General features: G+C 67.2%; 13 protein-coding genes. All 13 read left to right on the top strand.

The genetic code is table 11. The features are described 5' to 3' along the window. The first annotated feature begins 7 nt into the window (after positions 1-7). The 13 genes from H7A85_RS10790 to H7A85_RS10730 all read left to right on the top strand — a co-directional run bounded on the left by H7A85_RS10790 (position 8) and on the right by H7A85_RS10730 (position 14304). Positions 8-1084: an extracellular solute-binding protein gene (locus tag H7A85_RS10790; RefSeq protein WP_182086109.1), complete on the top strand. Its 1077-nt coding sequence runs from the start codon at positions 8-10 to the stop codon at positions 1082-1084. 60 nt (positions 1085-1144) lie between these two features. Continuing rightward, a complete protein-coding gene (locus tag H7A85_RS10785; RefSeq protein WP_182085944.1) occupies positions 1145-2179 on the top strand; it encodes an ABC transporter ATP-binding protein in 1035 nt (344 codons plus the stop codon). Continuing rightward, positions 2176-3042 (top strand): ABC transporter permease, encoded by an 867-nt coding sequence (locus H7A85_RS10780; RefSeq protein ID WP_182085943.1) that lies wholly within the window; start codon positions 2176-2178, stop codon positions 3040-3042. Before H7A85_RS10785 ends, H7A85_RS10780 begins: the two co-directional genes overlap by 4 nt. Then, entirely contained in the window at positions 3039-3836 is a 798-nt protein-coding gene (locus H7A85_RS10775) for an ABC transporter permease (RefSeq protein WP_182085942.1), read from the top strand. Before H7A85_RS10780 ends, H7A85_RS10775 begins: the two co-directional genes overlap by 4 nt. Beyond that, positions 3833-4642 carry a nitrilase-related carbon-nitrogen hydrolase gene (locus H7A85_RS10770; RefSeq protein ID WP_182085941.1) on the top strand — a complete coding sequence of 270 codons (810 nt, stop codon included), beginning with the start codon at positions 3833-3835 and terminating at the stop codon, positions 4640-4642. The genes H7A85_RS10775 and H7A85_RS10770 overlap by 4 nt, the downstream gene beginning before the upstream one ends. 366 nt (positions 4643-5008) lie before the next feature. Then, on the top strand, positions 5009-6709 hold the full coding sequence (locus H7A85_RS10765; protein ID WP_182085940.1) for a PAS domain-containing methyl-accepting chemotaxis protein: 1701 nt from the start codon (positions 5009-5011) through the stop codon (positions 6707-6709). A gap of 449 nt (positions 6710-7158) precedes the next feature. Continuing rightward, entirely contained in the window at positions 7159-7890 is a 732-nt protein-coding gene (locus tag H7A85_RS10760) for a DUF4129 domain-containing protein (protein WP_182085939.1), read from the top strand. Beyond that, positions 7887-9221, top strand: coding sequence for a hypothetical protein (locus tag H7A85_RS10755; protein WP_182085938.1), 1335 nt, complete (start codon positions 7887-7889; stop codon positions 9219-9221). Before H7A85_RS10760 ends, H7A85_RS10755 begins: the two co-directional genes overlap by 4 nt. Next, complete coding sequence (locus H7A85_RS10750) at positions 9175-10131, top strand: MoxR family ATPase (RefSeq protein WP_182085937.1); 957 nt, start codon at positions 9175-9177, stop codon at positions 10129-10131. Before H7A85_RS10755 ends, H7A85_RS10750 begins: the two co-directional genes overlap by 47 nt. Continuing rightward, entirely contained in the window at positions 10131-11447 is a 1317-nt protein-coding gene (locus H7A85_RS10745; protein WP_182085936.1) for a DUF58 domain-containing protein, read from the top strand. Before H7A85_RS10750 ends, H7A85_RS10745 begins: the two co-directional genes overlap by 1 nt. After that, positions 11444-12481 (top strand): stage II sporulation protein M, encoded by a 1038-nt coding sequence (locus H7A85_RS10740; RefSeq protein ID WP_182085935.1) that lies wholly within the window; start codon positions 11444-11446, stop codon positions 12479-12481. Before H7A85_RS10745 ends, H7A85_RS10740 begins: the two co-directional genes overlap by 4 nt. Continuing rightward, a complete protein-coding gene (locus H7A85_RS10735; RefSeq protein ID WP_182085934.1) occupies positions 12478-13422 on the top strand; it encodes an RDD family protein in 945 nt (314 codons plus the stop codon). Before H7A85_RS10740 ends, H7A85_RS10735 begins: the two co-directional genes overlap by 4 nt. A gap of 54 nt (positions 13423-13476) precedes the next feature. Beyond that, a complete protein-coding gene (locus tag H7A85_RS10730; protein WP_182085933.1) occupies positions 13477-14304 on the top strand; it encodes a hypothetical protein in 828 nt (275 codons plus the stop codon). Positions 14305-14307: the final 3 nt, after the last annotated feature.

Genomic DNA, 14307 nt, shown 5'->3' with positions numbered 1-14307 from the left:
GACGACAGTGCTTGGAAATCCGACGCGCCGCTCGGTGCTGATCGGCGCGGCCGCAGCGGGGGCCACGCTCGCCATGCCCGGCATCCTGCGCGCCCAGGAGCGTTCGCTCAAGGTCGGCGTCTACGGCGGCTACTTCAAGGAAAGCTTCGACACCAACGTCTTTCCCGCCTTCACGCAGGCGACCGGCATCACGGTGGAAAGCATCGCCGAGCCCACCGGCGAAGCCTGGCTGGTCCAGCTCGAGCAGGCCGCGCGCGCCGGCGTGGCGCCCGCCGACGTTTCCATGGTCAGCCAGGTCGCCATGCGCAAGGGCTTGTCCACGGACCTTTGGGCGCCTCTCGATCTCGCCAGCATCGAGCGCGCGGGCGACATCCTGCCCCCGTTCCTGGTGCGCTATCCCGACGAGCGGGTCGCGGGCGTCGGGGCCGTCGCGTGGTACATCAACCTCGTCACCAACACCGAGGCCTATCCGCAGGCGCCCGAAAGCTGGGCGGCCTTCTGGGATCCGGCGAACGCGGGCAAGCTCGGCCTTCTCGCGCTGGTGTCGAACTCGTTCCTGCTGGAAGTGACGGCCTCGACCTATTTCGGCGGCACGCAGGTCCTCGATACCGAAGAGGGCATTCTCAAGGTGATGGACAAGCTCGCCGAGCTGAAGCCGAACGTCCAGCTCTGGTACCGCGACGAGGCGCAGTTCGAGCAGGCGCTCAAATCGGGCGAAATCCCGATGGGCCAGTATTACCACGACGTCACGGGCCTGGCCGCCTCGAAGGGCTCGCCCGTGCGCTCGACCTTCCCCAAGGAAGGCGGGATTTCGGATTCGGGCTGCTGGGCGGTGACCAAGGCTTCCGCCAAACTCGACGTCGCGCACGAATTCATCAACTACATGACGCAGCCCGCGACCCAGGCGCTGCTGGCGCGCAAGGTCGGCACCGCGCCGGTGATCGCCCGTCCGCTTCTCGACTTGACCGACGCCGAGTTCGCCGCCGTCTCGTCCAGTGCCGCGCCGATCGTGCCGCGCTACGATCTCTACGTTTCCAAGGCCGACTGGCTGAACCAGAAGTGGACCGAGCTCATCGTCGGCTGAACTCTTCCGGCCGTTCCGTCACCCGCCGATATCGCCGACCCCGAAGGGAACCCATGATCCATGACCGCGCTCGTTCTTGAGGGCGTCACCAAGCGCTATGGCGCGGCCACGGCCGTGGAGGCCGTCGACCTGACCATTCCCGAGGGGACGTTCGTCTGTCTCCTCGGGCCTTCGGGATGCGGCAAGACCACGCTCATGCGTATGGTGGCCGGGCTGGAAGCGCCGACCGCCGGTGAGATCCGCTTCGGCAGCGAGACGATTACCAACGTGCCGGTCCACCGGCGCGGCTTCGGGATGGTGTTCCAGTCGCTGGCGCTGTTTCCCCATCTCAGCGTCGGCGACAACATCGCCTACCCCTTGCGCATCCGTGGGCAGAACCGGGCGAGTGTCGAGGCGCGCGTGCGCGAGCTCCTGGATCTCGTGCGCCTGCCCGGGGTCGAAGGGCGTGCGATCACGCAGCTTTCCGGCGGTCAGCGCCAGCGGGTGGCGATCGCCCGCGCGCTCGCCGTCGCGCCGCGCCTCTTTCTTCTGGACGAGCCGCTTTCGGCGCTCGACGCCAAGCTGCGCGAGGCGATGCAGGTGGAACTGCGCCTCCTCCAGCAGCGTCTCGGCATCACCACGGTCGTGGTCACGCACGACCAGCGCGAGGCGATGACCATGGCCGATCGCGTCGTGGTCATGCAGGCCGGCCGGGTCCTCCAGATGGATCGGCCGATCGAAGTCTACCGCCGGCCTGCGACACCCTTCGTCGCCGACTTCCTCGGCCTGACGAACCTCCTGCCGGCACGGCGCGCGAGCGGCGGCGCGCTGATCGCCGGCGGCGTGGTGCCCGGCATCGAACTGCCGGCCGGCGAGGCGCTGGTTTCGATCCGGCCGGAAGACGTCGTCATCGCGCCCGAAGGGGAGGGGCCGATCGCGGGCGAGGTCGAATTCGTGCGCGACATGGGCTCGGCCGTGGAAATCTATCTGAAATGCGGCGACGCCCGCATCATCGCCCATTGCGAGGCGAGGACGGCTGCCCCGCCGCCGGGCGCACGCGTGTCGGCCAGTGTGAAGCCGGGCGCTGCGATCGTCTTCGAAGGCGGCACCGCATGAGCGGGGCGAAACCAGGGTCTAGCGAGGGCGCCACCCCGGCGGCGCTCGCCTTTCCCGGCGCGATGCTCGCCGCCTTCTTCGTCGTGCCCTTCGGGCTGATGATCGCCGTTTCCTTCTTCCAGCGTGTCCAGGGCGGCTTCTACGAGCCGGTCCTGACGGGGGCGAACTACGCGCGCTTCCTCAGCCTGTTCTTCGGGCAGATTCTCCTGTTCTCGCTGGGGCTGTCCGCGCTGGTCGCCGCGCTTTGCCTTCTTGTCGGCGCGCCCTTCACCTACCTCCTGTCGCGCCTGCCGCGTTCTCGCCAGGTGCCTTGGCTGGTGGCGCTTCTGGCCATCCTCTCGCTGTCCGAGGTGATCATCGGATTTTCCTGGTCGACGCTGCTCAGCCGCACGGCGGGGGTGACCAACCTTCTCGTCGCGCTCGGCCTGATGGGCGCGCCCACGGCGCTGACGCCGAGCTTTGCGGCCGTTCTTCTCGGCATGTCCTACCAGGCGTTTCCCTACTGCGTCCTCGTGCTCTACCCGTCCTTCTCGCGGCTCGATCCGGCGCTCGGCGAGGCGGCGGAAACGCTGGGCGCCTCGCCGATCCGTGCCTTCCTGACCGTGATCCTGCCCGCCTTGCGCAGCACGCTCGCGGCCACTTTCGTGGTCGTCTTCGTGTTCGCGCTCGGCTCTTATCTTCTCCCGCAGCTCCTCGGCCGCCCGCAGCACTGGACCCTGTCCGTTCTGATCACCGACCAGGCGATCTACCAGTCCAACATGCCGTTCGCCGCCGCGATGGCCGTGTTTCTCGTCCTGACCAGCCTCCTCTTCGTCGCGCTGACGGCGCTGTTCGGCCGGGGCCGAAGGGAGGTCGCATCGTGAACCGTCTTGCCGGGCGTTTCCTTTTCGTGCTCGTGGCTTTGTTCCTGGCGGCACCGGTCGCGATCATTGCCGGCGTTTCGGTGAACGCCCAGCAGAGCCTCGTCTTCCCGCCGCAAGGCGTCTCGCTCCGTTGGTACGGTGCGATCTTCACCGATCCCGGCTGGCGCAACGCGCTTTTCGCATCCGTCGCCATCGCCGTGCTCGCAGCCGCGCTGGCGGTCTTGATCGCGCTTCCCATCGCCTATGCGCTGTGGCGGCGCGTCACCGCGCTCGGGCGCCTCGTGCAGCTTCTCGGCATCTCGCCCTTCGTGCTGCCGCCGGTGATCACCGCGCTCGGCGCGCTCGCGTTCTGGTCGACGGTCGGCTTCTACGGCTCGCCCTTCACGGTGGTGGTAAGCCATGCCGTCTTCTTCACCAGCCTGCCGCTGGTGACGCTGACGCTGGGCTTCTCCGTGATCGATCGCGAGATCGTCGAGGCTGCGCGCACGATGGGCGCGAACGAGGCGACGATCCGGCGCACGATCGTCCTGCCGATGATCCGCCCCTATCTCGTCTCCGGTTTCGCCTTCGCCTTTGTCCTGTCGCTCAACGAATATCTCATCGCCTACATGACGGTCGGCTTCACGGTGGAGACCGTGCCGATCAAGATCTTCAACGCCCTGCGCTACGGCTACACGCCCGTCATGGCCTCGATCTCGATCCTCTTCGTCGGACTCGCGACGATCGTCTTCGGCCTGATCGCCCGGTTCGGCGACCTGCCGAAGCTTCTGGGCGCATGGGAGCGGCGCGGGTGAGACTGACCCTGTTCCAGCTCGACGCCGCCGAAGCTGCCGGCGGGGGGCAGGGCCTGGCCGGGATCGAGCGGCGGGTGCGCGTCGCGGCGGACGGAGGGGCCGATCTCGTGCTCCTGCCCGAACTTGCCATACCGGGATACGGCGCGGGCGCGGAGGCGATCCGCACACAGGGCGAGCGAGCCCGGGAAACGCTCGCGTACCTCAGAGCGCTTTCGGACGAAACCGGCACATCCGTCGCGCTCGGCATGCCGATGATGCTAGGCGGCCGCTTGCACAACACAGCCGTTCTCTGTCGCCCGGCCGAGGAGCCGGTCGTCTACGCCAAGCGCTTCCTTTATGGCGATTACGAGCGGGATCTGTTCCGCGTCGGCACGCAGGCTTCGCCGCTGGTGATGGTGGCGGGGCTGCGGATCGGTCTTCTCGTCTGCTTCGACGTCGAGTTTCCCGAGACCGTCCGAGCCCTGGCTCTCGCGGGCGCCGACCTCGTGCTCATCCCGACTGCTCTTCCCGCCGGCGAGGGGGCACGCTTCATCGCCCGAAGCCTCGTGCCGACGCGGGCCTTCGAGAACGGCATCTTCGTCGCCTACGCCGACTGGTCCGGGGCGGATGGGAGGTTCGTCTATCAGGGAATGTCGATCGTCGCCGCTCCGGACGGCAGGGCGCTGGCCTGCGCCGGGACGGACGGCGCGGCGATGCTGATCGCCGACCTCGACCCCGCCCATTTCGATGCGGCGAGGGCGGCCAACGACTACCTCCGCGAACTACGCACGACCCCGTCGGGTTCGGCCCGGCCTCCGGAAAGATAGCGGGCGCACGGGACATGCGCGCCGCAAAGCTTCGACATCAACGCACGGCTGGAAAGCATCGATCCCAGCGAGGCAAGCCGATCTTCAAGGGGGCGCGCACCCGCTGGAAAGAAGCGCCTCTCGCTCGGTGGAGGTTCTCCGACGCATAGGGCGAAGCGGATCGAACGGCTCCTGCGACTTGTCGAAACACTGCGGGATATATCCGGGCCGAGGGCCGGATCGTAGTCGAGCCGCGCGTCGATGCGACAATCTATCGCTTCGGTTCAATATGAAATTTCTCGGAAACCTTTCGGTTTCCAAGAAATCCTCAACTCTTCTCGTTCAAGTAGTGGGATCACGGACACCTGACCCTACGGACGATGCCCTATGTTCACATTTCGCGCGTCGCAGTCTGAGCTCGTTCTGTCCGCGTTGGACAAGTCGATGGCGATCATCGAGTTCGATCCCGAGGGGACGATCCTGCGGGCGAATGCCAACTTCTGCACTCTTCTAGGCTACCGGCCGGAGGAGATCGTGGGTCGGCACCATCGGATGTTCGTCGAAGAGGCCTATGCCGCTTCGCCGGCATACGCTGCGTTCTGGGCCAAGCTGCGATCGGGCGATTTCGAGTGCGACGAGTTCAAGCGGATCGGCAAGAACGGGAAAGAGGTCTTCATTCGGGGCAACTACAACCCGATCTCCAACCGGTCGGGCAAGGTGGTCAGGATCGTCAAGTTCGCCAACGACATCACGGCCACGAAGCTGCGCGAACTGGAGAACGGTGCCAAGATGGACGCCATCGACCGGGCGCAGGCGGTGATCGAGTTCACGCCCGAGGGCAATATCCTGAGTGCCAACCAGAACTTCCTGGATGCGCTCGGCTATCCCGCCTCCGAACTCGTCGGGCGTCATCATAGGATTTTCGTCGAGCCCGCCTTCGCGCAGTCCGAAGATTACCAAGCCTTCTGGAAGAAGCTGCAAGGGGGCGAGCTGGTCGCCGACGAGTTCCTGCGCATCGGCAAGGGAGGGCGCGAGGTCTTCATTCAGGCGTCCTACAACCCGATCTTCGATCTCAACGGCCGCGTCGTGAAGGTGGCGAAATTCGCCACCGACGTCAGCGCCCGCGTTTCGGCGGTCCGCCGCCTCGGCACGGCGCTGGATCATCTGGCTCGCGGCAACCTCGAAGCGCGCATCGACGACGCGTTCATTCCGGCGCTCGAACCCATCCGGCAGAGCTTCAACGCCTCGATCGAGACGTTGCGCGATGCCATGCGGACCGTGCGCCGCAACGCCGACATGATTCAATCGGGCGCCGATCAGATCCGCTCCGCATCCGACGATCTGGCGCGACGTACGGAACAGCAGGCAGCGGCCATCGAGGAAACCTCGGCGGCACTTGCCGAATTGACCACGGGCGTCGGTCAATCCAGCCGGCGCGCGGACGAGGCGGGCGAACTCGTGTCGCGTACGAAGACGGAGGCTGAGCGCTCCGGTGAGATCGTCACCCTGGCGGTGGGCGCGATGGGGCGGATCGAGGAGTCTTCCGAAAAGATCGGGCGCATCATCGGCGTGATCGACGAGATCGCCTTCCAGACCAATCTTCTGGCCTTGAACGCGGGCGTCGAGGCGGCGCGCGCCGGCGAGGCGGGACGCGGCTTCGCAGTGGTGGCGCAGGAGGTGCGCGGCCTTGCCCAGCGCTCGGCGGAAGCCGCCAAGGAGATCAAGGATCTCATCTCGACCTCCCGCAGCCAGGTGGTGGAGGGGGTCGATCTCGTGGGGCGGGCCGGCGAAGCCTTGAAGGGCATCGTGGAGCAGGTCGGCGAGGTCAATCGGCATGTCGCCTCGATCGTGACGACGGCCCGTTCGCAGGCGACGGGTCTCAGCGAGATCAACATCGCCGTCGATACGCTCGACAAAGGAACGCAGCAGAACGCGGCCATGGTCGAGGAGTCCACTGCCGCCTGCAACGAGCTGTCCACGGAGGTCAACGCGTTGAACGGGCTGCTGTCGCGCTTCGAGATCGGCCGGGACAGCCAGGACGCATCACCCGTCCATCAACTGCGCCGGCGCGTGGCCGCCGGCTGGTAGGGGCTTGGCGGGCGCTGGCCACCCGCCATCGTCGGCGGCTGACGGAAACCCGAGCCCGCGATCGTGCGGCTTTTGCCATGCGAGGCATGTGCAACACCTTGAGGCCGCGCCAACGCGCGGCGTCCGCGTTTCGTGTAGCGCGACTCCGGGGTGAGGGATGTCGTGCGGACCAACGCCGCAGTCCCCTCCAGCGGCCCCATGGGTGGGTCGCTCCAACCCTCGCGCGCACCGGTCATGACCGATGGCGGAGAGGCAGAGCCCTCGTCGTGACGTCCGATGGGGCCGCTCGCGCGGGGCGACCTAGGGACTCCGACCCTTGATCCTGTGTCAGCAGAAAAGCGCCAGAGGGATTTAATCCGTTCACGGGAATTCACTTCTGGTTGTGCTGCGCTTTATCATGAAGCGTGAAGGTCCTCCCATCGCATCCACGCTTGCCGCACGATCGACGTATGAGATTGGCCCTGGTTCTGATTTCCAGTTTCTGCCTCCTGGCCGGCGCGTTCGGTGGAACCGCGCTCGCTCGCATAGGCGAGCCTGGCCGCGTCGAACCGCTCGTGCCGCCGCGGGGAACCTCGGCGCAGGCCTACGATCGCGCCGTGGCCGGCGATGCCCTGCAACGGGACATTCTCTATCTCCCCCCGGACGCCGCGCTGGATGTCGATGTCGCGCCGGAACGGACCGAAGAGCCATGGGATGCCGGAGGGGGGAGCTCCTTCGCCATGAACGCGACGGCATGGGCGTTTCTGGGGGCCTTCGGCATCGGGATGGCCTTTCTGGCCGTTCGATATCGGCGATTCCTGGCCGAACTCTTCGCCGGAGGCGACCGCGCCTTCGGCCCTCAGCCGGCCGGACCGGAGCCCGGCATGCAGGCGCGGGGGATCGATGGGGATCTCCTGGCGCGGCTCAGAGCTGAGAGCGATCCGCGCGTCGGGCTGCGTCTCCTTCTCAAGCGTTTCCTGGCGCTGGCTGCCGAGGAAAACGAGATCGTCCTTCGACGCAGCCTGACGACGCGCGAACTCATGCGCTCGCTTCCCGGCAGCTGGCGCCATCGCGCCGACCTGGAACAACTGGCGGGCCGGGTGGAGCTCACCGTCTTCGGCGGGCGTGAGATGAGCCCGAAGTCCTATCAGGAATGCCTCGATCTGGCGGCGCCGCTTTTGTTCCGGGTGAAGGGCGCGTGAAGGGCGCCGCGCCCGGCAACGGAGCCGGTCCGATGCTCGGGCTCGCGGCGGCGATCGCCCTCGCGCTCGGACTTCTGTTTCTCCTGACGCGCCCCTATCCGCTGGAGCGCAGCGCCATCGGCTTCGACGGGCTCGGCATCTGGTTGGCGCGCGAGGGCATTCCGGTGCGGCGTCCGGCGCCCTCGGATGACGACCCGGACGGGTGGGACACGCTTCGGATCCTTCCGATCTACGACAACGACATCGGTGACACGATCCCCGATGGGGAAAGCACGGAGGAGGCCCAACGCCTCGGCGCGCTTTCGCCGCGCGACATGACGAGAACCGCCTTCGAGGAGCGGATCCTCCTGTCGCCCGAAACCCTCGTCGTCCTTCCCAAATGGCGCGAGGGTATCGTCGGGCGGGGGCGAGCCCATCCCGCTCTCCTGATCCCGAGCGACCGGATCGGCTTCCTCCGCGAGGGCGAAGAGGTCGTTCGCCGGCCCGGCGGCGAGCCGTTCCGACGATGGGATGTGCAGAGCGCCGGCGGCGATACGCCGGGCACCGTCACCCTTTATGCCCCGCAGGTGCTGGGGGGGACCTTCGACGACGCTTGCGAGCCGATCTGGGAGGTCGCCGATGTGGGAACGCTTCTGGCCTTCTGCGACGGCTTCTCGGAGGATGGATCGAGTTTCTACGTCCTGTCCGATCCCGATATTCTCGACAATCATGGGCTGTCGCTCGGCGACAACGCCGCTGTGGCGGTGTCGATGATGCGGCTTCTGGCGCCCGGCGGCTCTGTCTACCTCGATCCGGGCGGCGAGAACGCACCGAGGTCCACCGTCGAGACCGAAAGCTTTGCCGACCCCTCGCGCTTCTTCCGCTACCCGTTCGTGCTGGTCTGGCTCGGCGTGGCCGCGATCCTTCTTCTCAGCCTTTGGCGCGGCAACGTGCGCTTCGGATTTCCGCCCGCAGGCCGAGCGTCCCAAGGGTTCCAGTCGAAGCGCGATACGATCCGCGCCTCGGGACGCCTGATGCGGCTGGCGGGGGACGGGGAGGAGCTCGTTGCGGCCTATGCTCGTGCGCGCATGGAAGCGCTGTCGGACCTGCTTCTCGGCAAGGCCGCGCGAAGGGCCTCCGAGGGCGGGGCGGACGGCGCCGTGATCCGCTTCCTCCGACACCGCTCGCCCGAACTCGGCGCGCGGATGGAGGAGGCTTATCGCAATGTCGTGTCGCGAGCGCCGGGCGAGCGTGCGTCGTCCGCCGCGCTCGGGCCCTTCGAATTGGTGTTTCAGGAGATCTTGGATGAATTTGGAAGAGCTTCGCGCCCTTCACGACGCGATCGCGCTTGAGATCGAGAAGGCCGTCCAGGGGCAGGACGAGATCGTGGAGCTTCTCCTCGTGTCGCTCTTCGCCCGTGGCCATTGTCTGATCGAAGGGCCGCCGGGCACGGCCAAGACGCTTCTGGCGCAGAGCCTTTCGGCGACGCTGCCGCTCCAATTCAACCGAATCCAGTTCACGCCCGACCTGATGCCGGGCGACGTGATCGGCTCCAACATCTTCAACTTCCAGACGCACGCCTTCGAGCTCGTGAAGGGGCCGATCTTCTGCGACGTGCTCCTGGCGGACGAGATCAACCGTGCCCCACCCAAGACGCAGGCCGCGCTCCTCCAGGTGATGAACGAGCATCGCGTCACGATCGACGGGACCGACCATCCCGTCGGCGACGTGTTCTTCGTGGTGGCGACGCAGAACCCGATCGAGCAGCAGGGAACCTACCCCTTGCCCGAGGCCCAGCTCGACCGCTTCCTGTTCAAGCTCGCCGTGGACTTTCCCGATGCGGAGGCCGAGTTCGCCATTCTCCAGCGCCATGCCGGCCAGCCGCTGGACCACGACGCCCGCAAGGCCGCGATCCGGCCCGTAGCCGGCCTGCCCGAGCTGCGCGCCGGCCAAAGCCTCGTGGACGGGATCCGCCTCGACGACAGCATCCTGCGATACGTGCTCGACATCGCGCGCGCCACGCGCGCCCATGTCGACATCGCCTTCGGAGTGTCCACGCGCGCGGCGGACGCCTTGTGCGGCGCGGTTCGCGCGCTCGCCGCCCTGTCGGGGCGCGACTATGCCATTCCCGACGACGTCAAGCGGCTGGTGGTGCCGACCTTCCGGCACCGCATCGTGCTCAGCCCCTCGGCCGAGATCGAAGGGCGCGATCCGGTCTCGGTGCTGAACGCGCTTCTGGCAACGATCGAGGCGCCGCGCTGATGGTGCGACCTTCGCGGCGGCTGCTTCTTCTGGCGGTTCTCGTCACCGCGGCCTCGCTCGCCGTGGTGGCATTGCCGTTCCTGCCGCCGCGAACGGTCCCGATACTCTGGGGGCTCATCGTCCTTCTGGTTCTCCTCGACGTCGTCATCTCGCCCCGTCGCCGGCACTTCGTGTTGGCGGGCCCCGGCATGCGCGAAATCTTCGCGGGCGAAGGCGCGAACCTTGCCTTCTCGCTGTCTCGCGCGGACGGGATGCCCGCCGGGCCGGCTGAGGCGCGCATCGCGTGGGGTGCGGGGATCGAGGCACCGGACGCCTTCGACTTACGCCGGGACGGAGGCGGCGGAGCCGCGAGGGCCGACATTCGCGTTCGCGCCGTGCGGCGCGGCGTCTATCCGCTGGGCGAGGTCGTTCTCTTACGCGCCAGCCGGCTCGGTCTTCTCGATCTTCTGTCGCGTCATCCGCTGGAAGGGGCGTTGCGCGTCGTGCCCAACATGCGGGCCGTCACCTCGGGCGAGGTCGATCTGCACGTCGCCAGCGTGACCTTCGGGGCAAGGACGGCCGCGACCCGGGGCGAAGGGGCCGAATTCCACCAGCTGCGCGACTTTGTTTCGGGAATGGATTCGCGCGCCATCGACTACAAACGCTCGGCGCGGCACGGCTCGCTTCTGGTGCGCGAGATGCGCGCCGAGCAGAACCACAGCGTCATCCTCGCGCTCGACAACGGTCACCTCATGCGTGAGGAGATCGAAGGGCTCCCCAAGATCGACCATATGCTGACGGCCGCCCTCGCGCTCGGCTGGGCGGCGCTCGGCGCGGGCGATCTCGTCGGCCTCTACGCCTTCGACGCGCGCCCGCGCCTGTTCGTGCCGCCCGATCGGGGCCGGCGAACCTTCGCCGCGCTTCGCTCGCGCACCGCCGAGCTCGAATATCGATCGACGGAGTCCAATCCGACGCTCGCCCTGTCGCAGCTGCAGGGGCAGTTGCACCGTCGCAGCCTCGTGGTCCTGTTTTCCGACTTCGTCGATACGACCAGCGCCGAGCTTCTTCTGGAAAACGTCGCGGTGATGCGCCGGCGTCATGTCGTGATCTTCGTGACCATCGGCGATCCGCTCGTTCGGTTCTATCTCCTGCGGCCGTCCCAGAGCCTTGGCGAGGCCGCCGAGACCGTGGTCGCGGCCGATCTTCAGGCCGAGCGGCGCCGCACTCTGGAGGCGCTGCGCCGCCTCGGCGTTCTCGTGGTGGAGGCAGCCCCCGGTCAGCTCGTCGCCCCGCTCCTCGACACCTACCTTTCCGTCAAGGGACGCGGCCTCATATGAACGCGGTGCCGAACCTCCTGCGGTCCAGCCGCTTTCGGGCCGAGCGAGAAGCGGACTGGCGTCGACTGGAAGCGCTCGTCGTCGCGGCCGAAAAGCGCGGCGTGCGCGCGCTCGGCTTCCGCGAGGTCCAGGAACTCGTGGCGCTGTATCGCCAAGCCGTCGCCGCCCTGTCGGTGGCACGGGAGATTTCGCTCGATTCGGCGCCCATCGCCTATCTCGAGAGCCTGTGCGCCCGCGCCTATCTCGTAGTCTACGCGCCGCGCGTCAGCTTGCGCGGCGTCGTTTCCCGCTTCCTCGCGCAGGGCGCGCCGCAGGCGATGCGCCGGTCGGCCCTCGCGATCGCGGCCAGTTTCGCGGGGCTCCTGTTCGGCGCGCTCCTCGCCTTCGCCGCGGTTCGGGCTGATCCCAGCTGGTATCACTCGCTGGTGCCCTCCGGCCTGTCGGGTGGGCGCGGACCGGAAGCCAGCGCCGAGGCTTTGCGGGCCGGGCTCTACGACCAGGATCCCGGGTCCCTTGGGTCGCTCGGGGCCTTTGCCACCTACCTTTTTTCGCACAACACGCAGGTCGCGCTCTTTTCCTTCGCGCTCGGCGTCGTGGTCTGCGTGCCGACCATGCTGCTGGCGCTCTACAACGGGGCGATCATGGGCGCCTTCTTCGCCATCCACGCGCAGAAGGGCCTCGCCTTCGATCTCTTCGCCTGGCTGTCGATCCATGGCGTCACCGAACTGTCGGCCGTCGCCATCGCCATGGCAGGCGGGCTGCGGCTGGGCTACGCCGTCCTGTTTCCGGGCCTCGAAACGCGGGGAAACGCGCTGCGGCACGCCGCGCGCGATGCGGCCAAGCTCGCCGTCGTCGCCTCCATCATGCTGATCGCGGCGGGCCTCCTGGAAGGCTTCGGGCGACAGCTCGTGACCGATCCGTACACCCGGATCGGGGTCGGATGGGGCATGGGCCTCCTTTGGCTCGGCTGGTTCGGGCTGGCGGGGCGCGGCGGGTCGAAGGATAACGCTCCCGGGCCGGAGGAGGGGGCGTGAGCGCCGTGTCGCCCAGCGTCTCTGCGGCCGTCAGGCGCCGCGCGGCGTCCACGAGCCGCTCGTTCGTTCTCATGCCGCCGGAAGGCGTGCCTCTGCACCTGACGATCCCGACGCTCGGCGCGCGCCTCGGCGCTCAGATCGTGGACTTCCTTCTCACCTCGCTCGCTGCGGGTGTTCTCGTCTACGCGCTGGTCGTCGCCGACGCCATTCCGCGCGATGCCGTGATGGTGCTGGTTTCGCTGGTGCTGCTTCTGGCGGGAACGCCGCTCTACATCCTGTTCGAACTTCTGATGAACGGGCGCACGCCCGGCAAGCGCCTTCTGGGCATCCGCGTCGTGTCGCTCGACGGCAACGGGCTGTCGACCCATCAGGTCGTGATGCGCAACCTCCTGAAGGAAGTGGAAGTGCTGCTTCCCATCCAGATGTTGCCGTCGCTCTTCACCGGCTCGCCGGTCGGCTTCGTGGCGCTCGGCTGGTCCGCCGTCGTGCTGGGCGTCGTTTGGCGCAGCCGTGCCCATCAGCGGATCGGCGACTTCGCGGCCGATACGGTCGTGGTCGAGCAGCCGAGGCAGGAACTCCTGCCCGATCTCGCCGTCGTGCCCGAAGGCAAGGGCGGCGGCGACCCGGCTCCTGAGCGCTTCGTGTTCGATACCGCCCAGCTCGATCTCTACGGGGCCTACGAACTGCAGGTCCTGGAAAGGCTTCTCCGCACCAAGACAACCACGCCCGGAGAGCTTCCGTCGGAAGCGCTCGTCGAGGTGGCCGCCAGCATTCGGCGCAAGATCGACTACCGCGAGGAAGTGCCCCCAATTGAGGTCGCGGGTTTCCTTCTCGCCTTCTACCGGGCCCAGCGCGCCTTTCTGGAGCAGAAGAAGCTCTTCGGCGATGCGCGGGGCGACAAGTTCCATCGCGAGGCGACAAGCGGCAAGGAAACGCCGTGATCGACGACGCGCGCATTCAAGTCCCGTTCCGAACCAGCAAGGGAAACGCCTGACATGACGGTCGTCGAAAGCAGTTCGTCCCTCGATACCCGCCCGCGCCCCCCGCTCGGCGTGTTCGCCATTCTCGGCCGCTCGTTCGGTCTGATACGCGGCGCATTCCTGCCGTTGGTCGGTGTGTGCTTCCTTTATTCCCTTGCGATCCAGATCGGCGGGTTTGGGATCGGGTTATGGTTGGCCAATCGCGGAATTCAGCTTGGAACGGTGGAGCAAGCGGCCGAGACGGGGTTCAGCGCCATCCAGATCGTCCTCTTCGTGCTTCTGGGGCTCGTGCTTACCATCGTGTTCTCAGCCTTTTCCGGCGCGATCTTCCATGTCGCCCTGAAACGCGATGCGGGTGAGCGCACCAGTGCGGGGAAGGCGATCGGTGTCGGTTTCCGCTTCATGCTGCCGATGTTTCTCTGCTTCATTCTGGTTTCGCTCCTCATCGCCGCCGGTCTGGTCGCACTGGTCGTTCCGGGAGTCTGGCTTGCGGGCGTATACGGCCTGGCACCCGTCGTGATGATCGGCGACGACCGGGCTCGCGGCGTTCTCGGTCGTACCCGCCGTCTGTCCAAGGATTACCGCTGGCCGCTCGTCGGATTGTTCGCGTTGCTTTATCTCGTGCTCATCGCGATCAGTATGATCGTGGGGTTGTTCGCGGTCCTCGTTCCCGCGGATTTCTCGAACACGACGACGGTCCTTCTGCGTTATCTGTTGCTCGATGCGCCTGTCAGCGCCGTCACCACCGCCCTCTTCGTCGCGGTCTGCGCGGTCGCTTACCACCGGCTCGTCGCGATCAAGGACGGCGACGGCAGCGAAGCTCTGCGCACGGTCTTCGAATGAGCC

This window comes from Aureimonas sp. ME7 (assembly GCF_903970965.1).
Classification (GTDB): Bacteria; Pseudomonadota; Alphaproteobacteria; order Rhizobiales; family Rhizobiaceae; genus Aureimonas.
The sequence above is the reverse complement of the archived record's forward strand: the minus strand, read 5'-3'. Positions and strand labels throughout refer to the sequence as shown.